Annotated in this window: 30 protein-coding genes and 1 riboswitch; of the genes, 24 read left to right on the forward strand and 6 right to left on the reverse strand. The window is 63.5% G+C overall.

Annotated features, from left to right (window positions below; all coding sequences use genetic code 11):
• The first annotated feature begins 245 nt into the window (after positions 1 to 245).
• Positions 246 to 560, forward strand: a complete 315-nt coding sequence (locus AC0NIL_RS15380; protein ID WP_013530790.1) for a hypothetical protein — start codon at positions 246 to 248, stop codon at positions 558 to 560.
• Between the two features lie 85 nt (positions 561 to 645).
• On the opposite strand, the gene AC0NIL_RS15385 is transcribed toward AC0NIL_RS15380, so the two are convergent.
• Positions 646 to 1,353 (reverse strand): hypothetical protein, encoded by a 708-nt coding sequence (locus tag AC0NIL_RS15385; protein ID WP_224675513.1) that lies wholly within the window; start codon positions 1,351 to 1,353, stop codon positions 646 to 648.
• A gap of 299 nt (positions 1,354 to 1,652) precedes the next feature.
• On the opposite strand from AC0NIL_RS15385, the gene AC0NIL_RS15390 reads away from it, so the two are divergent.
• Together AC0NIL_RS15390 and msrA are read left to right on the forward strand one after the other, a co-directional pair.
• Positions 1,653 to 3,200: a glycosyltransferase family 39 protein gene (locus tag AC0NIL_RS15390; protein WP_013530792.1), complete on the forward strand. Its 1,548-nt coding sequence runs from the start codon at positions 1,653 to 1,655 to the stop codon at positions 3,198 to 3,200.
• Positions 3,201 to 3,282: 82 nt separating this feature from the next.
• A complete protein-coding gene (gene msrA / locus AC0NIL_RS15395; RefSeq protein WP_013530793.1) occupies positions 3,283 to 3,801 on the forward strand; it encodes a peptide-methionine (S)-S-oxide reductase MsrA in 519 nt (172 codons plus the stop codon).
• A gap of 69 nt (positions 3,802 to 3,870) precedes the next feature.
• Here the strand turns inward: msrA and AC0NIL_RS15400 are convergent, their stop codons facing one another.
• Positions 3,871 to 4,188, reverse strand: a complete 318-nt coding sequence (locus AC0NIL_RS15400) for a hypothetical protein (RefSeq protein ID WP_064993900.1) — start codon at positions 4,186 to 4,188, stop codon at positions 3,871 to 3,873.
• A 183-nt stretch (positions 4,189 to 4,371) separates the two neighbouring features.
• Positions 4,372 to 4,485, forward strand: a riboswitch (TPP riboswitch).
• On the opposite strand from AC0NIL_RS15400, the gene AC0NIL_RS15405 reads away from it, so the two are divergent.
• The 6 genes from AC0NIL_RS15405 to AC0NIL_RS15430 all read left to right on the forward strand — a co-directional run bounded on the left by AC0NIL_RS15405 (position 4,476) and on the right by AC0NIL_RS15430 (position 9,083).
• Positions 4,476 to 5,084 carry a YkoF family thiamine/hydroxymethylpyrimidine-binding protein gene (locus AC0NIL_RS15405; RefSeq protein ID WP_164919913.1) on the forward strand — a complete coding sequence of 203 codons (609 nt, stop codon included), beginning with the start codon at positions 4,476 to 4,478 and terminating at the stop codon, positions 5,082 to 5,084. It overlaps the preceding riboswitch by 10 nt.
• Before the next feature lie 92 nt (positions 5,085 to 5,176).
• On the forward strand, positions 5,177 to 5,938 hold the full coding sequence (locus tag AC0NIL_RS15410) for an ABC transporter permease (RefSeq protein ID WP_275953157.1): 762 nt from the start codon (positions 5,177 to 5,179) through the stop codon (positions 5,936 to 5,938).
• Positions 5,935 to 6,702 carry an ABC transporter ATP-binding protein gene (locus AC0NIL_RS15415; RefSeq protein WP_063168554.1) on the forward strand — a complete coding sequence of 256 codons (768 nt, stop codon included), beginning with the start codon at positions 5,935 to 5,937 and terminating at the stop codon, positions 6,700 to 6,702. The genes AC0NIL_RS15410 and AC0NIL_RS15415 overlap by 4 nt, the downstream gene beginning before the upstream one ends.
• Positions 6,695 to 7,717, forward strand: a complete 1,023-nt coding sequence (locus tag AC0NIL_RS15420) for an ABC transporter substrate-binding protein (RefSeq protein WP_224675515.1) — start codon at positions 6,695 to 6,697, stop codon at positions 7,715 to 7,717. Before AC0NIL_RS15415 ends, AC0NIL_RS15420 begins: the two co-directional genes overlap by 8 nt.
• A 262-nt stretch (positions 7,718 to 7,979) precedes the next feature.
• Positions 7,980 to 8,585 carry a methyltransferase family protein gene (locus tag AC0NIL_RS15425; RefSeq protein ID WP_473572102.1) on the forward strand — a complete coding sequence of 202 codons (606 nt, stop codon included), beginning with the start codon at positions 7,980 to 7,982 and terminating at the stop codon, positions 8,583 to 8,585.
• 405 nt (positions 8,586 to 8,990) lie between these two features.
• The gene (locus tag AC0NIL_RS15430; RefSeq protein ID WP_275952663.1) at positions 8,991 to 9,083 is read left to right on the forward strand and encodes a DUF3309 family protein; all 93 of its coding nucleotides are present in this window, start codon (positions 8,991 to 8,993) and stop codon (positions 9,081 to 9,083) included.
• Between the two features lie 282 nt (positions 9,084 to 9,365).
• Here AC0NIL_RS15430 and AC0NIL_RS15435 read toward each other — a convergent pair whose 3' ends face one another.
• Positions 9,366 to 9,623 carry a hypothetical protein gene (locus AC0NIL_RS15435; RefSeq protein WP_013530800.1) on the reverse strand — a complete coding sequence of 86 codons (258 nt, stop codon included), beginning with the start codon at positions 9,621 to 9,623 and terminating at the stop codon, positions 9,366 to 9,368.
• An 84-nt stretch (positions 9,624 to 9,707) separates the two neighbouring features.
• On the opposite strand from AC0NIL_RS15435, the gene AC0NIL_RS15440 reads away from it, so the two are divergent.
• The 10 genes from AC0NIL_RS15440 to AC0NIL_RS15485 all read left to right on the forward strand — a co-directional run bounded on the left by AC0NIL_RS15440 (position 9,708) and on the right by AC0NIL_RS15485 (position 18,622).
• Positions 9,708 to 9,977, forward strand: coding sequence for a DUF982 domain-containing protein (locus AC0NIL_RS15440; protein WP_013530801.1), 270 nt, complete (start codon positions 9,708 to 9,710; stop codon positions 9,975 to 9,977).
• Positions 9,978 to 10,206: 229 nt separating this feature from the next.
• Positions 10,207 to 10,932: a GntR family transcriptional regulator gene (locus AC0NIL_RS15445; protein ID WP_013530802.1), complete on the forward strand. Its 726-nt coding sequence runs from the start codon at positions 10,207 to 10,209 to the stop codon at positions 10,930 to 10,932.
• Between the two features lie 3 nt (positions 10,933 to 10,935).
• Complete coding sequence (locus AC0NIL_RS15450; protein ID WP_013530803.1) at positions 10,936 to 11,976, forward strand: ADP-ribosylglycohydrolase family protein; 1,041 nt, start codon at positions 10,936 to 10,938, stop codon at positions 11,974 to 11,976.
• Positions 11,973 to 12,944: a PfkB family carbohydrate kinase gene (locus AC0NIL_RS15455; protein WP_473572100.1), complete on the forward strand. Its 972-nt coding sequence runs from the start codon at positions 11,973 to 11,975 to the stop codon at positions 12,942 to 12,944. Before AC0NIL_RS15450 ends, AC0NIL_RS15455 begins: the two co-directional genes overlap by 4 nt.
• Before the next feature lie 57 nt (positions 12,945 to 13,001).
• Complete coding sequence (locus AC0NIL_RS15460; protein WP_473572099.1) at positions 13,002 to 14,063, forward strand: ABC transporter substrate-binding protein; 1,062 nt, start codon at positions 13,002 to 13,004, stop codon at positions 14,061 to 14,063.
• Between the two features lie 67 nt (positions 14,064 to 14,130).
• The gene (locus tag AC0NIL_RS15465) at positions 14,131 to 14,994 is read left to right on the forward strand and encodes an ABC transporter permease (RefSeq protein WP_473572097.1); all 864 of its coding nucleotides are present in this window, start codon (positions 14,131 to 14,133) and stop codon (positions 14,992 to 14,994) included.
• Positions 14,994 to 15,782: an ABC transporter permease gene (locus AC0NIL_RS15470; protein WP_013530807.1), complete on the forward strand. Its 789-nt coding sequence runs from the start codon at positions 14,994 to 14,996 to the stop codon at positions 15,780 to 15,782. Before AC0NIL_RS15465 ends, AC0NIL_RS15470 begins: the two co-directional genes overlap by 1 nt.
• The gene (locus AC0NIL_RS15475) at positions 15,782 to 16,846 is read left to right on the forward strand and encodes an ABC transporter ATP-binding protein (protein WP_473572096.1); all 1,065 of its coding nucleotides are present in this window, start codon (positions 15,782 to 15,784) and stop codon (positions 16,844 to 16,846) included. Before AC0NIL_RS15470 ends, AC0NIL_RS15475 begins: the two co-directional genes overlap by 1 nt.
• 70 nt (positions 16,847 to 16,916) lie before the next feature.
• Entirely contained in the window at positions 16,917 to 18,167 is a 1,251-nt protein-coding gene (locus AC0NIL_RS15480; RefSeq protein WP_473572094.1) for an aconitase X, read from the forward strand.
• Complete coding sequence (locus tag AC0NIL_RS15485) at positions 18,164 to 18,622, forward strand: aconitase X swivel domain-containing protein (protein ID WP_013530810.1); 459 nt, start codon at positions 18,164 to 18,166, stop codon at positions 18,620 to 18,622. The genes AC0NIL_RS15480 and AC0NIL_RS15485 overlap by 4 nt, the downstream gene beginning before the upstream one ends.
• Here the strand turns inward: AC0NIL_RS15485 and AC0NIL_RS15490 are convergent.
• From AC0NIL_RS15490 to AC0NIL_RS15500, 3 genes are read right to left on the reverse strand one after another with little or no spacing between them, the layout of a single operon-like run.
• Complete coding sequence (locus AC0NIL_RS15490; protein WP_473572092.1) at positions 18,583 to 19,668, reverse strand: SIP domain-containing protein; 1,086 nt, start codon at positions 19,666 to 19,668, stop codon at positions 18,583 to 18,585. The two genes, AC0NIL_RS15485 and AC0NIL_RS15490, sit on opposite strands and share 40 nt — an antisense overlap.
• A 2-nt stretch (positions 19,669 to 19,670) precedes the next feature.
• On the reverse strand, positions 19,671 to 21,032 hold the full coding sequence (locus AC0NIL_RS15495) for a TonB-dependent receptor domain-containing protein (protein ID WP_473572090.1): 1,362 nt from the start codon (positions 21,030 to 21,032) through the stop codon (positions 19,671 to 19,673).
• Between the two features lie 12 nt (positions 21,033 to 21,044).
• Positions 21,045 to 21,797 carry a TonB-dependent receptor plug domain-containing protein gene (locus AC0NIL_RS15500; protein WP_473572088.1) on the reverse strand — a complete coding sequence of 251 codons (753 nt, stop codon included), beginning with the start codon at positions 21,795 to 21,797 and terminating at the stop codon, positions 21,045 to 21,047.
• A gap of 180 nt (positions 21,798 to 21,977) precedes the next feature.
• Here AC0NIL_RS15500 and AC0NIL_RS15505 point away from each other — a divergent pair, with 180 nt between their 5' ends.
• The 5 genes from AC0NIL_RS15505 to AC0NIL_RS15525 all read left to right on the forward strand — a co-directional run bounded on the left by AC0NIL_RS15505 (position 21,978) and on the right by AC0NIL_RS15525 (position 26,633).
• Positions 21,978 to 22,922 (forward strand): heme/hemin ABC transporter substrate-binding protein, encoded by a 945-nt coding sequence (locus AC0NIL_RS15505; RefSeq protein WP_024501573.1) that lies wholly within the window; start codon positions 21,978 to 21,980, stop codon positions 22,920 to 22,922.
• 280 nt (positions 22,923 to 23,202) lie between these two features.
• A complete protein-coding gene (locus AC0NIL_RS15510) occupies positions 23,203 to 23,799 on the forward strand; it encodes a thioredoxin family protein (protein ID WP_473572087.1) in 597 nt (198 codons plus the stop codon).
• Positions 23,800 to 23,830: 31 nt separating this feature from the next.
• The gene (locus AC0NIL_RS15515; RefSeq protein ID WP_473572085.1) at positions 23,831 to 25,456 is read left to right on the forward strand and encodes an FAD-binding protein; all 1,626 of its coding nucleotides are present in this window, start codon (positions 23,831 to 23,833) and stop codon (positions 25,454 to 25,456) included.
• Positions 25,453 to 25,779 (forward strand): 4Fe-4S dicluster domain-containing protein, encoded by a 327-nt coding sequence (locus AC0NIL_RS15520; RefSeq protein ID WP_013530816.1) that lies wholly within the window; start codon positions 25,453 to 25,455, stop codon positions 25,777 to 25,779. The genes AC0NIL_RS15515 and AC0NIL_RS15520 overlap by 4 nt, the downstream gene beginning before the upstream one ends.
• A gap of 17 nt (positions 25,780 to 25,796) precedes the next feature.
• The gene (locus tag AC0NIL_RS15525) at positions 25,797 to 26,633 is read left to right on the forward strand and encodes an ABC transporter ATP-binding protein (protein ID WP_275952673.1); all 837 of its coding nucleotides are present in this window, start codon (positions 25,797 to 25,799) and stop codon (positions 26,631 to 26,633) included.
• Positions 26,634 to 26,645: the final 12 nt, after the last annotated feature.

A 26,645-nucleotide genomic window follows, 5' to 3' on the forward strand; every position in this document is an offset into this window, starting at 1 on the left:
GGCGGGCTTTTTTGCATTTCCGATCGGCCATTGCTGAGCGGCATTCGAGTTGACCGGTCTCGTCGTCGTCCGTTGTGATAAGCAAGTTAATCATGTCGGTTATGCATAATGATTATTGTTAATTTTTGATTGAAGCACCGAAACTAGATAAAGACTTGAGCGGATGAAGTGTTCATATATTGTTAAGCAAGAGGTAGACCACAGAAGACGGAAGCCATCTCCATCATCAAACGGGAGTAGCTTTCATGAACAAGTTCACTGTTATTTTCGCAGCTGTTGCAGTTGCATCGTCCGTTGGAGCCGCCGAGGCAGGTTGTGGGTGCGGAGGTTCGGGCGGCTGGGGAGGCAATTCGAGCAGCCTGATCAATGTTTCGCCGTCCATCGACCTTGGCAAGATCACCGCGCTGAACGACGTGCTCAGCGGCAACAACATCCTGAGCGGCAATGTCGTCTCAGGCATTCTGAACGGCAACAAGACCGGCATCGTCGGTGGCGTTCTGAGCGGGCTCGGCGTGAACCTGCTGGGCGGCAACAGCTACAGGCTGGGCAAGCGCCACTAGTCCGGCGCTGCATTTCAACTGTCGAAGGCAACCCAAAATAGCCCGTTCCGGTGCGCCGGGCGGGCTATTTCGCGTGTCGGGCCGATCAAGCGAGAATGTTGACCGCGCGTGCCGCGACCAGCGCGATGGTCAGCAGCGAGATCATGGCCTCGGCCATCATCAGCAGCTTGGCGCGCTGGGAAAGGGGCAAGGTATCGGTGGGTGAAAACGCTGTCGCATTGGTGAAGGCGAGGAAGAAATAATCGACGAAACCGGGCAGCCAATCTCGGAGGTCACGGTCGTTCAACGTCATCTGCGCGAACAGGAAATCGGCCTGCGCAAGCTTGACGAGGCCGCAGGTCGGCGGGCCGCCGCGGTCGGTGCTCCAGAACCACAAGGCAAAGACGATGACGTTGGTGACCCAGATGTTGAGTGCGTCGATCAGCAGCGTCGTGCCGCTGTTGCCGGCATGGCCCTCCAGCAAGGCACGCACCAGCAGGACCAGCGAACCGCAGTTCATGATGCTGATGATGGCGGTCATGGTCAGGGCTGTTCTGCGGATCATGACCCGAAACTGGCCGATCGCATGCCACTCGTGGTTCTCGACCGCCTTGCGGGTGGCGGCCTGTGTCCAGGCGGTGGCCACCGACAAGGGCAGCAGCAGAGCGGCCTCCAGCGCGGGCGCTAGCCAGCGCGGCCCGAATGAGAGATTGTTGATGACCAGAAGCTGCAGGCAGATGATCACGAGAACGGCCGCACGGGCCATCCAGAAATCGAGCGCACGGTAGTGGATGACGGCATGGTGGTGGCGCATTTATCAAATCCTGGATGCTTTTTTGGGGACGGGAACCGGTCAGGCGTAGGCGACGCCTGCCGCGATCACGCCCGATCCGCCGTGCCCGGCATGTTCAGGGCGCCCCGGGACGGCGTGTTCCATTGTTGTCCTGCTGGCATGTGATGATGAGAGAGGCGGCATGGTGGCGCGAAACTCTGCCTCAATCTTGGTTTTGCCATGGTCGCCCAAGTATACATTTTCGTAAGCTTCGAGTTCTGGGCTGTTCCAAAAACCGTCCGGTGTGATTTATCCACCGCATGACGCGAATCGACGAACCCATGAACGGTTGGCTGCCGGTCGGCAGTTCTGTTCCAGGCGACTGGCGGCAGTCGTCGATCTGGCAGGGGCTGACGCGCTATCCAGAAGCCGGCCTAGCGCTTTTATGCCTGACACAGATCCTGTGCTGGACCGTGGCGCCCGCGCTTGTCGACGTGTCACCGCCCAACGATGTCGTCGAAGGCTTCATGTGGGGCCGCGAATGGGTGCTGTTGACCTATAAGCATCCACAGCTTCCCGGCTGGCTGCTCGAGATCAGCCATCTTCTGACCGGATCGTTCCGCTGGCCGCAATATCTCGTGGCTCAGCTAACGATCTCGGCCACTTTCGTGCTAGTCTATCTGCTGGCCCGCGACATGCTCGGGCGAACCCGCGCGCTGGCCGCCGTGCTTCTGATGCCGTCGCTCTATTTCTTCGGCTGGCCGACCCCACAGTTCAATCATGACTACGCGCAGATGCCCTTCTGGGCCGCTATCTGCTGGCTGTTGTGGCGTGCGGGCCGTGGTGGTGGGCCGGGCTGGTGGCTGGCGCTCGGGCTGGTGTCGGGCGTCGGGCTCTATGCCAAGCTTTCCACCGGCCTATTATTGCTTTTCGGGGCGATCTGGCTGCTGTCGGACACACGCGCACGCAGTCGGCTCGCCACGCCCTGGCCATGGCTCGGGCTCGCGGTTTTCGGCGCTGTCGCCGCTCCACTGGCCGCCGAACTCTGCCGCGTCGATTTCCTGCCGCTGACCTATGCCGCCTGGCGCGATCAGTGGGTGGTGGCTCATCGCTCCCGCTTTTATTATATCGGCGTCCAGATGGCCGGGCTCTGCGGCTTTCTTCTGGTGCTGGCGATATCAGGGCTGCTGCGGCGCTCGCCCGCGCCGCAAAAGCCCGTCGGGCGCGGCACGCTGGTCTATCTCTTGTGGATGGGGGTTGGCCCGGCGATCCTCGTCATGGTGGCGTCCCTGTTCACCGGCGCCGGCGAGGCCTGGGGCGCGCCGATGTACAATCTTGCTGGCGTTGTGGCGCTCGCCTTGCTGGGCCATCGCCTCGGCGCCATCGAGATGCGAAAGCTGGCGATCTGCGCGCTCATCTCCATTGTCGGCATATCCGGTGCCTATGCGGGCATCCGCTGGACGAAATGCAATCTGCGTGGGCGCATGGACGCCGTCTGCTGGCCGGCGCAAAAGATCTCGGATGAGGCAGAGGCTGTCTGGCACGCTGCGACGCCCGATCGGCTCGACATCGTCGGCGGCCATGCCCTTATTGCGCCGCTGGCGGGCCTCAATGCCTATGACAAGCCGTCGATCTTCACCGAACTGAACATGCAGTACGCCCCCTGGATCACCAAGGAGCGGCTGCGCGAGCATGGCATATTGCTGGTCTGGCCCGGGCGCGATGTGCCATCTTATCTGCAGGCGTGGGTGGGCGACATCCCGGTCAAAACCGTTCTTTTCGACTGGTCGCTCAAGGCGCCGCCGGTGGCGATCAGCTTCGCAGCCATTCCGCCTGGCGCGCGGCAGTTGCCGGGTGCTATCGACGGCCTCGCCCGACCGAGCAACTGAAGCAGATCCGCCGGTCCGCTGGACGAAGCAGGTGACAATGCCCATCTATGTCCAGACAAACTTGCCTTTGAGGAGACGTGATATGGCGACTTCGACCGAACGCGCAGTCCTTGCCGGTGGCTGCTTCTGGGGTATGCAGGATTTGATACGGCGCTATCCCGGCGTCATTTCCACCCGTGTTGGCTACAGCGGCGGCGACGTGCCCAACGCCACCTACCGCAACCACGGCAGCCATGCCGAAGCCATCGAGATCAATTTCGATCCGGCCATCATAAGCTATCGCACGCTGCTGGAACGCTTTTTCCAGATCCACGATCCGACGACCCGCAACCGCCAGGGCAACGATGTCGGGACGAGTTATCGCTCGGCGATCTATTACACCAGCGACGAACAGAAGCGCATCGCCGAGGACACGATCGCCGATGTCGATGCCTCGGGCCTGTGGCCGGGCAAGGTCGTCACCGAAGTCGCACCCGTTGGCCCCTTCTGGGAAGCCGAGCCCGAGCATCAGGACTATCTGGAGAAATATCCCAACGGATACACCTGCCACTTCGTCAGGCCGGGGTGGAAGCTGCCGGTTCGGGAAAAAGCGGTGCCGTAGATACACTGATACGACAGGATTTGAGAAGCCGCGGAGCGCTCGCTCCGCGGCTTCTTTTCATTGCAATTCCTACTTGCCGCAATGGTTGTCATTAACTGTCGGCGCGGTGGTGCCCGGCGACGTTCCACTGGCATCGGGCTGTGCGCCCTGCGGATGGGCAGGGCAATTTTCATCCGCGTTTGAATTCGTGGTGCCCGGTGCTACCGTCGTACTGTTGGTCGTGCCGGGGTCTACCGTGTTCGGCGAAGCCGGCGTATTTGGGTCGACGGTGACCGACTTGCCGCTGCCGCCGGATCCGTCGGTGCCGCTTGTGCCATTGCTCTGCGCCATGGCCGATGTCGCCAGGCCAATGGTGAGCGCCGAAGCTGCGAGGATTTTCATGAACATGGTTTGTCTCCATTGTCTGTGAACTCGTCGCGTAGCGACTGGTGGGACAACCTCGCGGCCTGGTGAAGGTTCCCGATAAATTCTCGCGCCGGCAGAGCCAACTGCTCCCGCCCTGGCGCAATGCTTTTGGCGCAGTGCGATAAAAAAACGGCTTTTCCTTCAACTCGAATGATGCTTTAAGGCGCACATCCACAGGGGTGCTCCGTACGGTCGGGGCTGAGACGGGGGCGGCAAGCCCACAGACCCTAGAAGCTGATCTGGGTAATACCAGCGGAGCGAGGCGGGCGATGTTTTCAGGCGCACAGATTTCCCTATATCCCATGACCGACGATTTCGTCGGTGTCATCCTTGGCGCGCTCGGTGCGCTCGATCCCTGGCGCGACAAACTCAGGATCGAGACCGACGACATCTCGACCTTGCTGGTCGGGCCGCCCGAAGTGCTGTTTCCTGCCATGCGCGACCTCTTCGTGGCGGCGGCACGCAGCGGCAAACATTGCGTGTTGTCGGCCACCATCTCGCGCGGCTGCCCTGGCGAGCCGGACGATCCGATCTGCCGCTCCGATGCGTTTGGCGGGCCCGTCGGTCCACTCGGCCCGCGCAAGGACGCGGCCATCGCGGCGGTGCGCAATGCTGCTGCCACCGGCCAGCCTGCGGCGGCGCAGTTCTCGCTCTATGTGATGGGCACAGACGACCACATGGACGAGATCTACGGCTGCATAGACTTTCTCAAGCAGTCCGGCGTCTATGAGCGCTCCAAACATTTCTGCACGAAACTGCGCGGTGATGCCGGTGCGATCTTTTCGGCGCTGGACGAGGCTTTCTGCCGTTTCGGACCAGGCGCTGGCCACGTAACCCTCGACGTCACGGTCTCGGCCAACAGCCCGTCGGCCGTCTGAAGCCGCGCCGCTCTCGCGGCCGTCAAAGGTTATCTCCCGTGGTCTCATCATCAGTCGCTTCGCGCCCGATCGCGAGCTTTCTCGTCAAGGCAATGCCGGCCATGATCTCGGCCGGTTTGCTCCTGCTGGCGTGGGAGCTTTATGCCACCTATTCCGGCATCAGGGCCACGATACTGCCGGCGCCGTCACGCGTCTTCGAGCAAGCGATGCTCAATCGCGAGGCGCTGGTCGACAATGCCGTTCCGACCATCCGTGCCACGCTGCTTGGCTTTGCCTGTTCGCTCAGCGCCGCCTTCGTGCTGTCGATGCTGGTCGACTTCTTCCAGCCGCTGCGGCGTGCGTTGTTTCCCGTCTTCATCGTCAGCCAGACCTTGCCGCTGGTGGCGGTCGCGCCGCTGGTGGTGCTGTGGTTCGGCTTCGGGCTGGCGCCCAAGATCATGCTGGTGGCGCTGGTCACCTTCTTTCCGATGCTGGTCGCATTGGTCGAAGGCTATGAGGCGACCGAGGCCGAGATCGGGCAAATGCTGCGCGCCATGGGGGCAGGGCGCTGGCGCATCTTCCTGCTGGCGCGGCTGCCTTCGGCGCTGCCTTACTTCTTTGCCGGGTTGAGGATCTCCATCACCTATGCGGTGGTCGGCGCCATCTTCGCCGAGTATGCCGGTGCCGCGAAGGGTCTGGGCATCTACATGCTCAACGCCAAAAACAATTTCCGTCCTGATCTGGTTCTTGCCGCCGTCGGTGTCAGCGCGGCGCTGACCCTTGTCCTGTTCGGGTTGACCGTGTTGCTGCAGCGCCTTGCCATGCCCTGGGAGCGAGCCGACAGGGAAACTGCCGGGAAGGGGGCCTGGCGATGAGCCGGCTCGAACTGCGGCATGTGCACAAGGCGTTCGGTGGGCTCGACGTGCTGGCCGATATTTCGCTCAGCGTCGGCGCTGGTGAATTCGTCTCGATCCTTGGACCCTCGGGTGCCGGCAAGTCGACGCTGTTCCAGCTTCTGACCGGCGCCGAGCATGGCGAGGGCGAGATGTTGTTCGACGGCGCGCGGCTCGACGACCACGGCAGGCACTTCGCCTTCATGCCGCAGCGCGACGCGCTGATGCCATGGCGGCGCATCCTCGACAACACGACGCTCGGGCTCGAAGTGCAAGGTATGAGGAGACAGGCGGCGCGGGCGCGCGTTGCGCCGTTGTTTGCCGAATTCGGGCTTGCCGGCTTCGAGCGGCATTTTCCCGCGCAGCTGTCCGGCGGCATGCGCCAGCGCGCGGCCTTGCTGCGCACCGTGGTGCAGGAGCGCGACATGCTCCTGCTCGACGAGCCGTTCGGCGCGCTCGATGCGCTGACCCGCACCGCCATGCAGCGCTGGCTCGAACAGATGTGGCGGCATCATCGCTGGACGGCGCTCTTGATCACCCATGACGTGCGCGAAGCCGTGTTCCTGTCCGACCGCATCTATGTGCTGTCGGCGCGCCCGGCCCGCATCGTGCGTGAAATCAGGGTGCCGTTGCCGCGCCCGCGCAGCCTTGGCGGCGATGCCGCGCGCCAGGCAAGCGCGCTCGAGGCCGAAATCCTCGACATCATCCTCAACCCCAATCCATCCAAAGGACACGATCATGACTGACTTGACGCGCCGGCAGGCCTTGTTGCTGACCCTTGCCACCGGCCTTCCCTTGATTGCCGGAACGCGTCGGGCTCGAGCACAATCGGCGGCACAAAAGGTCACCGTCGCCCTCGACTGGACGGTCAACACCAACCACATCGGACTGTTCGTCGCCCGCGACAAAGGGTTTTATCGCGAGGCCGGACTCGAGGTCGACATCCTGCCCTACAGCGATACCGGTGCTGGCACGCTGGTCGCAAACCGCGTCGCCGATTTCGGCATCAACGGCACCATCAGCCTGTTCACCCAGAGAACCGCCGGGGCGGATCTGAAGGGCGTCTATGCGGTGGTGCAGTCCGAAACAGGCCGCGTGGTCTTCAATGCGGCGCGCAACGAGATCAAAAGCCCAAGAAGCCTCGACGGCTTGATCTATGGCGGCTTCGGCAGTGCCTGGGAAAACGCGCTGATATCGACCATCATCCGCCACGACGGCGGCAAGGGCAATTTCGAGACGGTGACGCTCGGCACCTCAGCCTATGAGGCGCTGGCCAATGGGTCGGTCGATTTCACGCTCGAAGTCTCGACCTGGGAGGGTGTCGAAGCCGAACTCAGGGGCGTCAAGCAGCGCAGCTTCGTCTATGCCGATTATGGCGTGCCTGACGAGCACACGACGCTGATCTCTTCGAGCGAAGCCTATCTCCAGGCCAATCCTAAGCCTGCGGCCGACTTCGTTCAGGCGACGCGACGCGGCTACCAGTTCGCTGTCGACCACCCCGACGATGCGGCAACCCTGCTGATCGCTGCAAACAAGGATGCCTTGACCAATCCGGCGCTGATCCACGCCTCGCTGAAGGCATTGATCGACGGCCATTATCTACGCAGCCAAAGCGGGGCCATCGGGACGATGGATCCGGCCAAGATGGAAGCGATTGGCGACTATCTCTTCGCCTCCGGCATTTTGCGCGATTCCGACGGCAAGCTGGTTGCTCGACGCCCGGATTTCGGGAGCTATTTCCGCAACGACTATCTGAGCTAGTCTGGCAAAACCAAATGACATGGGTCGCCAGTCTTTCTGGGCGACCGCGTGGAGCAGGTCGTCTGGAAGTGGCGCCCTGGCTCCCCGACAGCCAGTTTAAGACCGATCTGATCTTGTTGATTAACTGCCCGGCAATGGTTGCGTGCAAAGGTCGCCCTGAGGGATCATTGGGGTGTTTGCATTGCTGATATCAAAAAGCGAGGCGCTTTCGCACGTCAGTGACGGCACGATTCTGTCCGCAGCCCGAAAGCGTGAGATCCTGGTGGATTTGCGCGAAGGTTTCTTTCGGATCTGCGCGCTGGCCTTCGCGGGCATGTTCGTCTACCGCGGCGTGTATCACCTGATGCTCGACCCGACGCGCATCAATGTGGCGCTGGTGGCGATTTCCGAGATCCTGACCTTTACCTGGCTGCTTCTGTCGCGTCGGCCGAAGGTTCGCGACTGGAACCCGCTCACGGTGGTTGTCTCCGTGATCGCCAGCTTCGGTGTCGGTTTCATCGACCTGGAGCCGGGCGTGGCGATCATCCCGGTCCATGTTGCGGCGCCGCTGCAGGCCCTGGCGTTGGGGTTCGTGATCTGGGGAAAGATATCGCTGGGGCGTTCTTTCGCCATTCTGCCGGGCAATCGCGGCGTGATGACAGGCGGTGCCTACCGTCTGGTGCGGCATCCGATCTATGCCGGCTATCTTGCCGGCCATCTCCTGTTCCTGCTATCGGCCTTTTCCTTCTACAATCTAGCCGTCTACGCGGTGATCACCTTCTTCCAGGTGCACCGCATCCTGCGCGAAGAGGCGCTGCTGGCCGCCACGCCGGAGTACCGGGACTATATGAAGCGCGTCCACTACAGGCTGTTCTACGGCGTCGTTTGACAGCGCCCCGGCGCGCAGAATCGTTCGGTCTGCAATCACGCTGGCAACGTTGATCGTCAATAGACCTGCGCATTGTTTGTGCAAACTAATATTACAACTTTATTATTTCAGAAATTTTGAGATATATATACCACACTTTAATTTCAGTATTCTCTCTGTGAAGCTGAAACTCACTACCTCGCGTAATTGCTTCTGCAATCGGCTTCTCGCCATCTCCGGCCGATCGGAAAGCCCGCCACACTGGTGGGCTTTCTGCGGTCCACAGGCGTGCCGGAATTAAATTCTGGTTGCCATCACCTGGATGGCCGTTTCTGTGCTGGCGTGACTTCTTCCGCGCGATGCCCGCCACAATCGCGGAACGGTAGGCCTTTGGAGCGCTCGTCTTTTGAACATCGCAGCTGCGACGTGCAATCCTACGGCGCCGGCTCCTATCGCGGCGGCGGCCTTGGGCTCGTGCTGCTCATCGTCATCGTGCTTGTCGTACTCGGGTGCATCTAGCCGGGTTATCGCCAACTGATCGCAATCTCGTGAGCGCCCCAATGTCGGCGTGCACCGGATTGTGATGCAGGCAAGCCGGCTTGTGATCCTGCACTCTGCAAAACTTTCGTATGGTCATTGCGGTCCACACCCCCCCGTGGAAACAAGAGGAGAGGGTCCCACCCCTTGTCCTCCTCCAAGGCCCGCTCCGGTTCACCGTAGCGGGCTTTTGCTTGCTGGCGAGGCAAAACCGGCTCGCATCAAACCCTATGGGCGAGGCGTTCAGATGCTGGCGCCAGTCGACTACTCCATGTCAGGCACGTCACCGCTGACGAAGAGCGTGTTCGGCGGACCATATTCGCCCAGCGTCGGATCGGCCTCACGGCTCCAGGCGATGACGCCGGAATGCTTTGCCGTCAGAGCCCTGGCGGTGCGTATGGCGCGATCCTCGCTCTGCTGGTCGGCGGGTCCAAAGGCTGGGAACAACTCGCCATCCTCACCGCGATCGAACGCGACCACGACGATCAGCCTGGGATTTTTCTGGCCACTGGAATCGGACATCTTGCACCTTTGGCGCAGAACCTATCACATTGCTCGGGGTTGAAGGCCGCGAATCGATGAATGCCGACTTTGGGGAGTGGCATCGTGCAAGATCAGCGTTTCGATGAGCCGGTCAGGATTGCGCTCGGCCGATCGCGAAACTCGATCTTCAACGTGGAGCGGGTCGCTCAGGCTGCCGACATCCTGCTGAACCGCTGGCCGGTTGCGACCGGGCAAAAGCATATGGTTGCCCGCAAGGCCTGTCTGGCCGTGCTCGAGGGAAAGAAAGAAGTCTCGGCGGCAAGAGCGGCGTTCATCAACGCCGCTATCGAGGCGGACATCCTCGTCGAACCGCGTGAGGTGTCGATCCCGTAGCCTGCCCCTGCTGAAATTGAATCAGGATCTGGCTCCATCCCCTTGATGTATGCCTCTTTTTGGCGATCGCCGACCGGCTTTTCAGGGCTATTGACCTGCCTCTCGGCACGCCCTGCACGGTTATCCCGCACATTTCGCTGCCTGTTGGTCAGTCTTCGGCATCTGTTGACATAGCATCCGGGCCTCGGTATTGAACAGGATTATACAGGTTCATTGAACAGGTACCCTTATGAAGCGGCGCGCGGTTCAACTGTCTCCCGGTACGGGCAAGCCCGAGCAGATCGCCACCGTCCTCGAACATGAGATCCGTTCCGGGGTCCTCGGTTTCGGCGACCGCCTTCAAAGCGAGAACGAACTCGTCCAGCGCTTCTCCGTGAGCCGCAATACGGTCCGCAAAGGCCTCGAGGAACTGTCCAGCCGCGGGCTGATCACGACCAAGGTTGGTATCGGCTCGTTCGTCACCTTCGACGGCAAGCCGGTCGACGACTCGATCGGCTGGTCGCGCGCGCTGGCCGATGCCGGCGCCAATGCCGAGACGCGGACGCTGCGGCTGGAGGTCATCGAAGACCCCGATCTGGCTGCGCTGCTTGGCATCGAAAGCCCGTTCTTCATCGCCGTCGACCGGGTGCGCACCAACGCCAGCGACGGCCATGCGATCTCCATCGAGCGCAGCCGGTTGCCATTGTCCTCCGAGCTCGAGGACGTACCGTTGCGCGGATTGCGCGAGGGCTCGCTGCACCAGACGCTGCGCGTCGCCGGCCTCATTCCCGACCATGGCGAGGAATGGGTCGAGATCGAGATGCTCAATGCCGAGGATGCGGCCATCCTCGGCTGCCCGCAAGGCACGCCTTTCCTGCGTGGCCGCCGGCTGACGCGCGCCGCCGACGACCGGCCGATCGAGTACGTCACCAGCCTGCTCAATCCGGCGCATTTTGCGCTGCATATGAGGTTCTGAGCGATGTCGGATGCAACCAGCAAGGCTATTGACCGCGCCATGGGGGCGCTTGTCGGCGGAGCGCTGGGCGATGCGCTCGGCATGCCGACGCAGCTTCTGTCGCCGGTTCGCATTGCCGAACTCTACGGCCATGTCGAGGATTTCATCGAGCCTTTCCCGGATCATCCGGTGTCGAAGGGACTGGCCGCCGGCACCATCACCGACGATACCGAGCAGGCGTTGCTGCTCGGCCGCATCCTGGTCGAATCCGGCGACCGTTTCGACCACGCGCGCTGGGTCAATGCGCTGCTCGACTGGGAACGCGAGGTTAAGGCGCGTGGCAGCTATGACCTTTTGGGGCCATCGACCAAACGCGCAATCGATGCCATCAACAATGGTGTGCCGGCTGAGGAAGCGGGGCGCAGCGGCGACACCAATGGTGCGGCGATGCGTATCGCGCCGGTCGGCATCATGATGCCGCTCGAACCGTTGGAAGGGTTCGTCGGCAAGGTGGCTGAGACCTGCCGGGCCACGCACAACACCTCGATTGCCATCGCCTCCGCCGCTGCCGTTGCGGCAGCCGTCAGCCGCGGCGTCGCCGGCGGTGGCTGGCGCGACGCTTCCGCCAGCGCGGTCGCGGCGGCGAGGCGAGGGGCGACACTCGGACATTGGGTGACCGGCGGCGACATCGCCGCGCGCATCGTCTGGGCGCAAGACATCGTGCACGGCAAGGCGATCAGGGATGCGATCCGGCTGATCACCGATCTGGTTGGCACCGGCGTCGCCAGCCAGGAATCCGTTCCGGCGGCCTTCGCCGTGCTGGAAGTCGCGCGTGGCGACCCATGGCAAGCAGCCGTCATCAGCGCCAATCTCGGCGGCGACACCGATACGATCGGCGCCATCGCCGCCGGCATGGCCGGCGCCTGCAGCGGTTTTTCCCGATTGCCGCAACAGCATATCGCCCGGCTTGTCGGCCTCGACATGTCGGAGGTTCGCGCGCTCGCCGCCGATCTCGTGGCAGCAAGGATGGCGAAAATCGGTTCCGGCAAGGACGCGGCGGAATGAGCGGCCGTCTCGTCCATGTCGGCAGTGCCGTGGTCGACTATGTCTACCGCATCGACGCCCTGCCGGCGCCCGGCATGGAAAAGACGGCATCGAGCTTTGCCCAGGTCGCCGGCGGCGGCTTCAACATGATGGTCGCGGCCAGCCGCACCGGCATGCAGGTGGTGTTCGGCGGCCAACTCGGCAGCGGGCCCAATGGCGATTTCCTGCGCGCTGCTTTCATAGCCGAGGGTATCGAGACACTGACGCCGCGATCGCCCGTGATGGACAGCGGCAACTGCGTCGCCATGATTTCGAGCGACGCCGAACGCACCTTCGTGTCGTGGCCTGGTGCGGAGAGCGTTCTCAGCCTCGACATGATGGCGCCGGTCGCGGTGGCACCGGGTGACTGGGTGTTCACCTCCGGCTACACGCTGAGCTACCCCAAGAGTCGCGATGCGCTCACTGATTGGATCGAGGCGCTGCCGACAGGTATTCCCTTCGTCTTCGACCCGACGCCGGTCATCACGGACATTCCGCGTCCCATCCTGTCGCGGGTGCTTGCCCGCACCACATGGCTGAGCTGCAACACGACGGAAGCCGCCGAGATTGCCGGCCCAGGCGATGTCGAGGGCCTCGCGGCACGGCTGCTGGGCGACCACTGCCCGAAAGCAGCGGGCGTGGTCATCCGCTCCGGGGCAAAGGGTTGCCATATCAGGTTGGCCGACGGCACGGCGCAGACCGTTGCCGGCTTCAAGGTCACCGCCATCGACACCAATGGCGCCGGCGACACCCATATCGGTGCTTTCGTCAGCGCGCTGGCGCGCGGCATCCCGCCCTTCGAGGCAGCGCGCTATGCCAATGCGGCAGCGGCCATATCGGTCACCCGCCATGGCGGCTCGTCGGCGCCGACCGACCACCAAATCCAGACATTCCTGAGCCATGCCGCCGATCCGTCGGGAGCAGGCCGGACACAGAAGGCCAATGCATAACAGCTGTAAAGCCTGACAAGCCCGGGAACCGGGCAAACCCACAGAGAGGAACCAACCATGCGCATGCCTGACTTGACTGCTCTGCTGACGGCGACCGCCGTCTTTACCTCCGCACTCGCGTTCGCTGCCAAGGCTGACGAAGTGCATGTGCTCAACTGGAAGGGATACGGCGCCGACGAACCATGGGCGGTGGAGGCTTTCGAAAAAGCGACCGGCAACAAGGTCGTCAACGACTTCTTCAATTCCGAACAGGAAATGCTGACCAAGATCCGGACCAATCCCGGTCTCTACGACGTGGTCATGATCAATGCCGCCTTCAACGACCAGGCGATGGACGGCAAACTGATCCAGCCGATCGACGTCTCCAAATTGCCGAACTACGCCGACATCAGCAAGGACAAGGCGGGATCGCCGATGCTCGTCCATGACGGCAAGGTCTATGGCGTGCCGTGGGTGTGGGGCCTCACCGCGCTCGCCATCAACGACAAATCCTTCGACAAGCCGCCGACGAGCATCGCCGAGATGTGGGATGCCGCCCACAAGGGCCGCGTCGTCATTCGCGACGATGCCGTCGAAGCGGTGCAGTTCGGCGCCATCGCAACGGGCCAGAACATCAACGACATCAAGGATATGGATGCGGTCAAGGCGAAGCTCACCTCGCTGATGCCGCAGATCAAGACCTTCTGGAGTTCGGAGAACGACTGGAACCAGATGGTCGCCTCCAACCAGATCGACATCGGCACCTACTGGAGCGGCTCGGCCGATCGCGCCAAGACGCATTTCAAATTGCCGGTCTCTCTGGTCGTGCCGCAGGAGGGTGCCGTCGCCTGGCTCGACGCGTTTTCCATTCCGGTCGGCGCCAAGAACGTCGCCGGCGCCGAGGCTTTCATCAACTACATGATCGACCCGAAATTCTACGTCGAATGGGTCACCAAGGTCGGTGCTCCTGTCTCCGCCAACACCAAGGCGGTGGGAGCGCTGCCCGAGGATGCCTTCAACCGCAAGGTCATGGGCGACCCCGAGGTGGCCAAACGCATCCAGTTCCAGGCGCCGATCACCGATGCCCAGCGCGAAGCCTATCTGGCGCTGTGGCAGCAGCTGAAGGTCGACGTGAAATAAAGCCGACATCCCGGCCAGCCGGCGGTTCGCGCCGGCTGGTTCTTCCAACCCTGGGGAGGAGGATATCATGGCAGCTGCGACAGCGTCGCGAAGCGGGCTGAGATCGGCATTGCCGCTGCTGGCGCCAGCCTATCTCTGGCTGACGGTGGCGATCTTCCTGCCGTTGTCGGCCATGGTCTTCTTCTCGTTCATGACCGAGCTGCCGCTGTCGGGAAAGCCGTGGGCATTCACGCTTGGCAACTATGCCGCCTTCTTCTCGCAAAGCCTCTATCTGACACTGCTGCTGGCCTCGCTGCGCCTTGGCCTCGAAGTGACGCTGTGGTGCGTCGTCATCGGCTATCCCGCCGCTTACGTGCTCGCCAAGGTGCTGAAAGGGCGCAGCCGCGAGGCGATCTTCCTGCTCGTCATACTGCCGTTCTGGTCGAACGGGCTGGTGCGTATCTTTTCCTGGGCGATGGTTTTGCGCGAGGGCGGCATTCTCGACACTGCGCTCAACGCCGTGCTGCCGTTCAAGATCAACATCGACCTGATGTATTCCTATCCAGCCGTCATCATCGGGCTGGTGCATTCCTACGTGCCTTACATGGTACTGACCTGCTATCTCACGCTGCAGGCGATCGATGACTCCCTGATTGAGGCCGGGCGTTCGCTTGGCGCTTCGCGGCTACAGGTGCTGAAGCGGGTGATCATCCCGCTGTCGATGCCCGGATTGGTCGCGGGTGCGGCCCTGATCTTCGTCCCCGTCGTCGGCTCGTTCATGGAGCCGCGCATCCTCGGCGGTCGCACCGGCACCCTCTACGGCACGGTCATCGAGGACCAGTTCGTCGCCGTGTTCAACTGGCCGCTCGGTGCCGCGCTTTCCTTCATCCTGCTGGCCGTGGTGCTGGTCATCCTGGCGGTGGCGTCGCCGGTGCTGCGGAGGGCCGCGTGATGGCGACGACCCGCGTCCTCGAATGGCTTGGCCGCTTCTACATCGGTCTGCTGCTCGCCTTCCTCTATCTGCCGATCATCATCATGGCGCTGATGTCGTTCAACGTCTCGCCCTTCTACCAATTGCCGTTCGAATGGACGACCGAATGGTACGCTTCGCTGTGGCAGAACGACCAGCTGATCGCCGCCACCTGGAACAGCGTCGAGATCGCCGTCATCACCACCGTCATCTGTGTCGTGCTCGGCTCGGCGGCATCGCTGGCGCTCTATCGCTATGAGTTTCGCGGCAAGAAATTCCTGCAGGCGCTGTTGTTTCCGCCGATCGCCATTCCGTGGCTGATCACCGGCACGGCGATGCTGATCTTCTTTTTCGGCGTCGGCATCGGTCGCGGGCTGCATGCGATCCTGCTTGGCCATGTCGCACTGGCGCTGCCCTATGTCATCGTCGTCGTCTCGGCCCGGCTGCAGACCTTCGCGCCGGAGCTGGAAGAGGCGGCACGCTCGCTCGGCGCCAACCAGTGGCAGGTAACGAGGCGCGTCACGCTGCCTTGGATCATGCCAGGCGTCATTGCCGGAGGGCTGTTTGCGTTTGCAGTGTCGTTCGACCAGTTCGTGGTGTCCTATTTCCTGGCGACGCCTGGGCAGACGACGCTGCCGGTGGAAATCTACGCCGCGATCCGCAAAGGATTCACGCCCGAGATCAATGCGGTCTCGACGATCATCATTGTCGTGTCGATGGCGCTGATGCTGCTCACGGCGCGGTTCTTCAAATTCGGCGGAGAGAAATAATGGCCGGCGTGCAGGTATCTGATGTCTCGCGCAGTTTCGGCGCACACAAGGCGCTGGACAATGTCTCCATCGATTTCGCCGATGGCGGATTCTATGCGCTGCTGGGGCCGTCGGGCAGCGGCAAGACCACGCTGCTGCGCCAGATTGCCGGTTTCGATTTTCCCGATTCGGGCCGCATCACCATCGGCGGCGAGAGCGTCGAGCGGGTGCCGGTCGAAAAGCGGCGCATCGGCATGGTGTTCCAGAACTATGCGCTGTTTCCCAATATGAGCGTCGCCGACAATGTCGCCTTCGGCCTGTCGGTGCGCGGCGAGGCCAAGGCGGTGATTGCAACGGAGGTGCAGCGCGCGCTCGATCTGGTGCAGCTCGGCAAGCTTGGTGGCCGCCGGCCGCACCAACTCTCCGGCGGGCAGCGGCAGCGTGTGGCTCTCGCCCGCGCTATCGTCACCAAGCCGCGCGTGCTGCTGCTCGACGAGCCGCTCGGCGCGCTCGACAAGGCGCTGCGCGTCGATATGCAGATCGAGCTCAAGCGCATCCAGCGCGAGATCGGCATCACCACCATCTTCGTCACGCACGACCAGGAAGAAGCGCTGACGATGAGCGACCGCATCGGCATATTGCGCGACGGCAGGCTGGTGCAGGAGGGGCCGCCGGAGGAGATCTATGACAGGCCGAAGAGCGAGTTCGCCGCCACCTTCCTCGGCGACGCCAACATTTTTCGCGGCGACAGCACGGGCGATGGCATCAGGCTTGCGGACGGAACGGCGATTGTCGCTGGTGTGGGTGCCAAGCTTGCCGCCGGCGCCAGGGCGAGCTGCGCCGTGCGGCCCGAACGCATCCGCATCGCCAGGGATGCCGGAGCACCGGATGGCAACGCCAACATGCTCAAGGGACAGGTTTCCAAGCGCATCTTCGCCGGTAGCAACAGCACCTATTTCGTCGAGCGTGCTGGTCAGACGTTGAAAGTGATTGTGCAGAATACCGGCATGGAACGGCTGGCAGAAGGTCAGGATGTCGTGCTGCGCTGGTCGCCTGAAAGCACGGTGTTGATCGCGGCGAACTGATCCTCACCGGGTCTTGCCAGACCGTCCGCAATCAGGGACAGCATAGACGGGCACGACCCGGAGCATACCGATGACCCTGGAACTGACTGCACGCGACCGATCCATGCTCGACGGCGAGCATGGCCTGTCAGCGGCTGCTGCCATGAAAATCCTGGTCGCCTTTTCCAACGCGATCGGCGCGGGCAGCCTGCTCGACATTGCCGGCGCCCATATCGACGGCTGTCTCTACCACGGCAAGGCCGGTCTCGACTTCGTCGAGCGGCTGGTCGAAGGCGGTGGCCGCGTGCAGGTGCCGACGACGCTCAATGTCGGTTCGTTCGATCTCATCCATCCCGGCATGGTGAAAATGCCGGCGGCGGAAGAGGTGCCGGCGCGCCGGCTGATGAAAGCGCATCTGGAGCTCGGCTGCCAGGCGACTTTCACTTGCGCGCCTTACCAGACGCGGTTCCGGCCAAGCTTTGGCCAACAGATCGCCTGGGGGGAATCCAACGCCATCGTCTTTGCCAATTCGGTGATCGGCGCGCGCACCAACCGCTATGGCGATTTCATCGATCTGTGCTGCGCCATGACCGGACGTGCGCCGGCCTGGGGGCTGCATCTGAGCGAGAACCGGCGCGGCCGGATCTTGTTCGAACTGGCCTTTGCCGACCCCGAGCCGAGCGACAGCCTGTTCGTCGGCATCGGACTTGTCATCGGGCAGGCGAGCGGCGACCGCATTCCGGTGATTGCCGGCCTGCCGCAACCGCGCGACGAGGACCAGCTGAAGGCGTTGGGCGCGGCGGCGGCAACGACGGGTGCTGTGGCGCTGTTCCATGCGGTCGGCATCACGCCGGAAGCGATGACGCTCGACGAGGCGTTCCAGGGTCATGCGCCTGACGAGACGATCCGCATCAGCCGCGCCGACATCGATCATGCGCTGGCCAGGCTATCGACCGTGCCCGATGGCGCGCCGCTGGCGGCCGTGTCGCTCGGCACGCCGCATTTTTCGCATGAGGAATGGATGCGACTGTTGCCGTTGCTGCGCGAGGCAGCACCGGGTAGGCGCATTCCGATCTATGTCAACACCGGCCGCGCGACGCTGACGCGATTGCAGGAGGAGGGCGCGCTGGCCGGTATGGAGGCGTTCGGCCTGATCCCGGTCGCCGATACCTGCACCTATGTCACATCGATCCTGGAACGCCTCGATGGCGTGGTGATGACCAATTCCGGCAAATGGGCGCACTACGCACCCGGCAATATCGGTGTGTCCGTCGCCTTCGCCGAGATGCGGGATTGCATCCGCTCTGCTGCGGCCGGGCATGTTGTGCGGAGCGCGTCATGACGCGACCGGTGGAACGAACCGGCACTTTCCAGCTGGCCGGTGACGCTGAGGGTCAGGCGCTGGTGTTTTCGCAACCGCTCAGCTTCTGGGGCGGTATCGATGCCGAGACCGGCGAGATAACAGACCATTCGCACCCCGGCCTCGGCCGAAATGTCGCCGGCAGGATTTTGGTCATGCCGAGCGGGCGCGGCTCGTCGTCTTCATCCTCGGTCCTGGCCGAGGCGATCCGCAGGGGCACGGCGCCGGCCGGTATTCTTCTGGAGCGGCCGGACCCGATCCTGGCGGTCGGTGCCATCGTTGCCGAATTTCTTTATGACATCCGCATGCCGCTGGTGGTGTGCGATATTTCGAACCTTGTCTCCGGTGATCAAATTGATATCGGCATCGGCAAAGACCGCGGGCCGATCATCAGAGTTCACCCCGCCATCAATCCGGCAGAGCCACGCCGCCAATAGGCCGCCGCCAGCGTTTGATCGCGACCAAGCCCCAGCGTGTCGCGCCAACATTCGCGCACGATCTTGGCGGCAGCGGCTTCCGCGGCGAACCAGCCGAAGGCCGAACCGTCCTGCGGCCACGCCACCGAGCGGACAGCCTCGGCCAGCAGTCTGTCCTCGCCCGCCGCCACGCCATCCCGTGTCAGCCAATGCACCTCGATGCCCGTGCCATTGTTGATCACTTGTCTTTCACCATCATTGGCGATCTCGACGAAGGCGACGCCTTTTGTCCCGGCCGGTAGCGTCTCCAGCAGCCGCGCCAGCGCCGGCAAACCGGTTTCGTCGGCGCCCATGACGTACCATTCTGCCTGCCGCACCGGACGGCCGACCGGGCCCATGATGCCAACCTTCATGCTGGGCGCGGCCTGCATGGCCCAGGCGGAGCCGACGCTCTCGCCGGGATGGATCAGGAAGTCGACATCGATGATGCCCTTTTCCACGTCAAGCGCGCGGATGGTGTAGACGCGCGCCACCGGGCGCCGGTCGTCGGTGGGCCAGACCGGTAAGCCATTGCCGCCCAGCACCGGCCACAGCGGATCGGGGACGTCCCTGGTCGGAAACAGCATGCGGATATGCATGCCGCCGAACTTGGCGAAGCGCGAGAGATTCTCGCCGGCCAGACGAATGCGGCGCATATGCGGAGTGAGGTCGCGAACATCGGTCACCACCATCTCGCGGAACTGGGCGAGGCTGGTTTCGCCTGAGAGATCGCCGGTCCAGACGATCTCGGGGTTTTCCTCCTTGGCGTAGACCTGTACGGCTGTGGCGAGCAGGTCCTTGATACGGGCGAGCCCGTCGCGGTCGGCAGCATTGGCCCGCATCACCAGCCGCTCCATGTCGAACGAGGCGCCGCCGAAGGCAAAGCGGAAATCGATGCGCTGTCCCTGATGCGAAGCATCGGCCTCGAAGCTCCGCAGCCTGTCGGAGATGCTGTCCATGTAGTCCGGCAGACGCCGCAGGTTGAGCCGTGCCTCGCAGGCCAGTTCACGCACCGATGCTTCGTTCATTGTCAGCCTCCCATCCTGCCGGTGAGGGCCACCTTGAAGGTGCGGCCCTTGCCCTGTTCTGTTGCCGCCGAGGTCGACCATGCGCTTTGCGGATCGGTGTAGGCGGTGTTGAATATGTTATCGACGCCGAAATCGAGCTTGAGGTTGTCGTTGACGCGCCAGTTGGCGAAGACATTGACCAGATCGAAACCGTCATCGACGACCGGCACGGCGTTGGGACTGGTGCGGCTGGTGCGGGTGATCTTGCCGACGCTGAGATATTGCGCGCCGACGGTGAGCTGGTCCTCCAGCATGCGGAAGCCGATCGTGGCCGAGAAGCGGTCGAGCGGCGTGTTGTTCAACGCCTGGCCGGAATAGACGCCGCTGACGACCTTGGCGTCGATCAGCGCGCCGGAGAAGTTCACGAAACCCCAGCCATAATCATAAACCATCTCGGCCTCTACGCCCTTCAGGCGTGCGTCGCCGATGTTGATTGCCGTGCGCGGCAGCACGGTGAGGTCGACGTCGATGTAGTCCTCGACGTCAGTGTGGAAAACGTTGACCTTGGCGCGCAGCCGATCACCCGCCGTCAGCACATCGTCATATTTCACGTTGACGCCGGCCTCCCAGTTCTTCGCCGTCTCGGGCTGCAGCAGAAGATTGGGCCGATATGTATCACCGCCGCCATGCGCGCCGCCGCCACGGAAGACATCCTGCAGACCCGGCGCCCGGTAGCCTTCGGAATAGGTGCCATAGAGCTGGAAGCCATCGAATGGCGTGACGCCGACGGTGAGGCGCGGCGACCAACGATCGCCGGAGATCGAGGCTTCCTGCGGTGACGGGATGCGCGTCTCGCCATCGAGCTGGTAGCCGTCATAGCGCATCGCCGCGATGACCTGCAGCCAGTCCCCGTAATCGCCCTGCCACTGCAGGAAGCCGCCATAACCCTGCTGTTGGCCAGCGCCGAAATGCGCCGCTTCCGAGGAGGCCTCGAGATAGTAGTAGTCGAGTCCGTAGGTCAGCGTATGTGTTAGTCCCCAGACGTCGAAACGCGAGGAGTTCTTCACATTGAAACCTGTCGTGGCCACGTCGTAGAAGCGGAAATTGCCGATCGCCGAGGTCGGCCAGACCTGCGTCTGCTCGGCGCGGGTGCGGTTGTGATAGGCATTGGCGCTGAAGTCGATCAGCGCGTTGTCGTCGGGCTTCCAGGTGTAAGCGGCGGTGTAGGTCTGGTTGGTGGTGTCGGTGTCATAGCGGCTCAGGGTCGGCGAGGCCGAGCCGCTCGATCCGGTGATCTGGTCGTTGTAGCGCTGCAGGATGGCGCCGAGCTTCAGCTCATGGCCATCGGCCGGCCGCAACGTCGCCTTCAGATAGCCGCTGGTCACCCGCTCGCCGGTCTATGGCACGGTGTCGCCATTGCCATCGGTGTAGCTGTCGCGGTCGCGGTAGATGAGGTTGCCGATGATATCGGCATCGTCGCTGAAGCGGTAGGCACCGGTGGTGCTGGTGGTGAAGCCGTCGCCATTGTCCTCGTAGCCGAGCTTCTCGCTCAGCGCCCAGCGCTCATCCTTCTTGAGGAAATCGCCGGCATCCTTGGTCTCGAAGGAGACGACGCCGCCGATGCCGCCGGAACCATAGGCATTCGAGACCGGACCGCGAATGACGGTGGCTTCCTTGATCAGGTCGGGTTCGACATAGAACGAGCCAGAGCCATGACCGACGCGCCAGTAGTCCTGGCGGGCGCCGTCGAGGGTGACGACGACGCGGCCATATTGCTCCAGGCCGCGGATGTTGATGGCGGTTGCGGGATCGTCGCCATTCATCGAGGCAGCGACGCCCGGTGTGGTGCGGAAGATGTCGGCGGCTGTGTCGGGCTGGATGCGGTCGAGTTCGTCCTGATCGACGGCGCTGATGGCGGCCATCGATTCGATCACCGCCGTTTTGATCATCGTTGCCGAGATGGTGATCACGTCGAGCATCGTCGCCGGCTGGTTCTGCGCGACACTGGCCGGCGCCAGGCGGCCGGTCTTGGCGGCGGCCTTTTTCTCCCGGTCCTGTTCCTGCGCGCTGGCAAGAGGCACGGCGCAGAGGCCGAGCACGAAGGCGAGCGCCGTGCTCGCCATCAATGTCGTGTTTGTTGTCGTTGTCATGCAGCCCCCAAGCAAAAGCAAAACTGCTGGCGGTGGCTGAGCGGCCTTGGCTGGCATTATTGAAAATCCCTCGACCAGGCAGGTCAGGGCACGGGTCACATATTAAAACATGATGACATAAGTCAACTTTAAATTTATAGCCGACCATCCTCGAGAAGCATCTGGCACGGGAACAGCGGCATGGTCGGCAGTTTAGGCGAAGGCAAGACGATCCACTGGTCGCAACCGGGCAGGATCGCGGCGGTGCTGCTTCTGGCACTGTCGGTGCTGGTGCCTTCCTGCGGCTTCAAGGCGCTGGCCGCCGAGACCGTTGTCGATGCGCTGGGGCGAACCGTCGTGCCGGGCGCGGCGACCCGGATCGTGACGCTCGGTTCCGACGTCACCGAGATCGTCCACGCGCTGGGCGCCGGCGGGCGAATCGTCGCTATCGATCGCGGCAGCAAATATCCGCCTGAAGTCGCGCAAAAACCCAATGTCGGCTACCGCCGCCAGCTTTCGGTCGAGGGGCTGGCCAGCCTGCGTCCCGACCTGATCCTGGCCGCAGAAGACAGCGGGCCTCCTGAAGCGGTCGAGGTGCTGAAGTCGCTGGCAATCCCGATCGTCTTGGTCCCGCAGGACAACAGCCCGCAAGGCATCGAGCACAAGATCACGTTGATCGCCGCCAGCCTTGGGCTCGAGGACAAGGGCAAGGCGGTTTCCGCCGAGGTGCTCACCGCCTTTCAGGCTGCCGCGGATCTGGCGTCGCAAATTCCGCCGGAGCGGCGCAAGAAGGTGGTGTTCTTCCATGGCCTGGTACGTCTGAGCGCTGCCGGCGCGGGTACTTCTGCCGACGCCATCATCCGCTATGCCGGCGGCCTCAACCCTATGGACATCGTACAGGGCTACAAGGCGGCGTCGGAGGAAAAACTGATCGAGATGGCGCCTGACGTCATCCTGATGATGGGCGACGGCAAGGGCGGGCCGTCGGCCGAGCTGGTGTTCGGCAACCGCGCGCTGGCGGCAACGCCGGCGGCAGCCAACAAGGCGCTGGTCGTGCTCGACGGCGCCTACATGATCGGCTTCGGCCCGCGCACATCGGATGCGATCCGCGACCTGGCGAAAGCGCTCTATCCGGAAGGGGAATGACGTCGCGAAAATCGCAAGACGGTTCGGCTGGGCAGTACAATTTCGTCACCGAACCCCGTTGCGCTTCATAAATGCTGTCCGTCCGGATTTCTCCGGATCGGCTTCCGCCCGAACAAACTTGGCGGCTCGGCCTGAAACATTGGCACGATATTCTAAGCCGCGCGGTTGACCGTGAATGCGCCCTCCAGCTTATAATTATACTAAATTCATAGACTAACTGCGAACGCTCGGAGCGCTCGCATCTTGGCCTGTGAAAATGGTTGCACAAGGGAGCGCATCGATGCCGAAAACAGAGTCCAATCCGGTCGACCTCGGCACCAGGGCCGCCGACTTCCTGCTGCCCGACGCACAAGGTGTGCTGCACCGCCTTGCCGATTTCGACGCCAAGCCGGCCTTGCTCGTCGCTTTCATCTCCAACCGCTGCCCGTTCGTCGTGCTGATCCGCGAGCAGCTTGCCGCTTTCGCCAGGGATTATGCGGGCAAGGGGCTGCAGGTGGTGGCGATCAACGCCAATGACCACGAGGCGCATCCGGAGGAGAGGCTCGCCCATATCGGCGAGGAGGCCGAAAAATTCGGCTATTCCTTCCCCTATCTCAAGGATGCGTCGCAGCAGACGGCGAAAGCCTATGGCGCGGCTTGCACGCCCGACTTCTTCCTGTTCGGCACTGACCGGCGGCTCGCCTATCACGGCCAGTTCGACGATGCGCGGCCGGGCAACGGCAAGCCGGTGACGGGTGCCGATCTGCGCGCGGCGGTCGATACGGTGCTGGAGGGCGGCAGGCCCACTGCCAGCCAGGCGCCGTCGATCGGCTGCAACATCAAGTGGAGCGCGGGCAACGAGCCGGTGGTGTCTTCCAGCGCGGCCCGCGCGGCCTAGCGCCTGCTTCGACTTTATTCGCCAGGTCTCCATGCCCAGGCCGCAAAAATCCGCTTCCGACAGCTTGCTGCTCCAGGCCGACGTGCTGGTGCTGGGCGGCGGTCCGTCGGCAGCTTGGGCAGCAGTCGCCGCGGCCGAGGCCGGCGCCAAGGTGGTGCTGGCCGACAAGGGCTATCTCGGCACCAGCGGCGCCACCGCGCCGTCCAACACCGGCACCTGGTGCGTGCCGCCGGGCGACAACAGGCATGCCGTGGTCGAGCGACGCTGGCAGCGCACCGGCGAACTCGCCGACCCGCGCTGGATGCTGCGCTGCGTTGACACCGCCTACCGCAACCTGCTCAGGCTCTCCGAATGGGGCTATCCCTTCCCGAGCGAGGATGACGGCCGGCTCTACATCGCCAATCTGCGCGGCCCGGACTACATGCGCTTCATGCGCCGCCGCGTGCTTTTGGCCGGCGTCACCGTCCTCGACCATCATCCCGCGCTCGAACTTTTGTCGGACGGCGATGCCATCGTCGGCGCCGCCGGTGTCGCCAGGCAGATCGGCCAGGATTGGCGCGTCGACGCCAACGCGGTGGTGCTGGCGACCGGTGGCTGCGCTTTCCGCGAGCGCATCCTCGGCGCGACCGGGCTGACCGGCGACGGCTATCTGATGGCGGCGGAGGCCGGCGCCAGCCTGTCGGGCATGGAGTTCACCGGCAAATACACGCTGGCGCCCTACGGCTCCTCGTTGAACAAGGGGCTGCCGTTCCGCTGGGCGTCGTTCCATCGCGAAGATGGCTCACCGATCGTCGGGCCGACCGGCGAGCCGTTGCGCAACGGCATCGGCGACCGCGAGGAGGAAGTGGCGCGCGCGCTGATCGACGGCCCGGTCTACGCGCGGCTCGATCAGGCCGAACCAGCGCTGCAGGGCTGGCTGCTCCAGGGCCAGCCGAATTGCTTCGTGCCCTATGACCGCGCCGGCATCGACCCTTTCAGCGAGCTGTTCCGCATCACCCTGCGCGCCGAAGGCACGGTGCGCGGCACGGGCGGCATAGACATCGTCTCCGACGATTGCGCCACCGGCGTACCCGGCCTCTATGTCGCCGGCGACGCGGCCAGCCGCGAGATCATGACCGGTGCGGTGTCGGGCGGCGGCGCCGTCAATTCGTCCTGGGCGCTGGCCAGCGGCTGGTGGGCGGGCAAGGGCGCTTCGACCCATGCCAAGCGCCGGACCGGCAAGGCATTCCGCACTGAGGTGCAGTCGCTTGGCCAGGCTGGATTACGTCCTGCATCATCGCCGCGCGTCGACATCTCGGCAGGCGAAGTCATCGAGGCGGTGCGCAGTGAGGTGACGCCGCTCGACAAGAATTTCTTCCGCACCGGCGAAGGCCTGGAGAAAAGCGGCGAGCGGTTGGAGAGTGTCTGGCGCGACGTGCGCGACCATCTGCAAGGCGACGGGCTGGATAGGGTCCGTACCCGAGAGGCAGCTTCGATCGCCGCCGCCGGGCGCTGGTCCGTGGCCGCAGCGCTGCACCGCACCGAGAGCCGCGGTATGCATCGCCGCACCGATTTGCCGGGCAAGAGCCCGGCCTTCGCGCACCGGCTGGTCATCACCGGTGTGGATGCGTTCCGCATCGCAGGCGCGCCTGAGCGGCTGGCGGAGCTGGCGTCATGATCGAGATCGTCTCGGCCACGCGCTGCGTCGAATGCGACATCTGCGTCAAGGTGTGCCCGGCCAACGTCTTCGACGCGACCGAGAGCGGCGTGCCGGTGATCGCCCGCCAGGAGGACTGCCAGACCTGCTTCCTGTGCGAGATCTACTGCCCGACCGACGCGCTCTATGTGGCCGAGTTCGCCGAAGGGCCGACGGGCATCACGGAAGCTCAGGCCGACGCCCGACAGCTGTTTGGCTCCTATGCCCGCGCGCTCGGCTGGAAGCGCGGCAAGGCCGGCGGCTCGGAATTCGACCCGACGCACCGCATTCGCGTGGCGCAGTGAACCGATCGGAGACAGATATGGACCGTATCGTCGTCAGCGACATCAGCAAGACCTTCCAGCTCAAGCCGGGGCAGTTCGTCACCGTCGATGGCGAGGCGACCGACCGCGTCACCGTGCTCGATGGCGTTGACCTCTCGATCCGCAAGGGCGAGTTCATCACGCTGGTCGGCCCCAGCGGCTCGGGCAAGTCGGTGCTGCTCGACATCATTGGCGGGCTGACGCAGGCGACCGGCGGCGACGTCAAGCTCGATGGCCGGCGCATCACCAGGCCCGACCCGAAGACCGGCTATGTCTTCCAGCAATATGCGCTGTTTCCCTGGCGCACGGCGCTCGCCAACATCGAATATGCGCTGGAAGTGCGCGGCGTGGCCAAGGCTGAGCGCACGGCGACGGCCCACCATCTGTTGTCGCTGTTCGGCCTTGCGGGCTTCGAGGACCGTTTTCCCAACCAGCTGTCCGGCGGCATGCAGCAGCGTGTGGCGATCGCGCGTGCGCTGGCCAGCAACCCGGAAGTGTTGCTGATGGATGAGCCGTTCGCGGCGCTCGACCAGCAGACGCGCGAGCTTCTGCAAGGCGAGCTGCTGCGGATCTGGGGCAAGATCAACACGACTGTCATTTTCGTCACCCACTCGATCGACGAGGCGATCTTCCTCGCCGACCGGGTGGTGGTGATGACGGCGCGGCCGGGCGCGGTGAAGGAGATCATCGATATCGACCTGCCACGGCCGCGCGACGGCGACATCCGCGCCAGCGCCGAATTCAATCTATATCGCGCTCGCGTCTGGGACGTGCTGCGCGACGAGGTCAACAAGGCGCAGAAGGACTGGACTCTGTCGCCAGCCTTCAGTCACTGAGGAACTGGACCC

The sequence above is a fragment of the Mesorhizobium sp. WSM1343 genome (assembly GCF_055901535.1).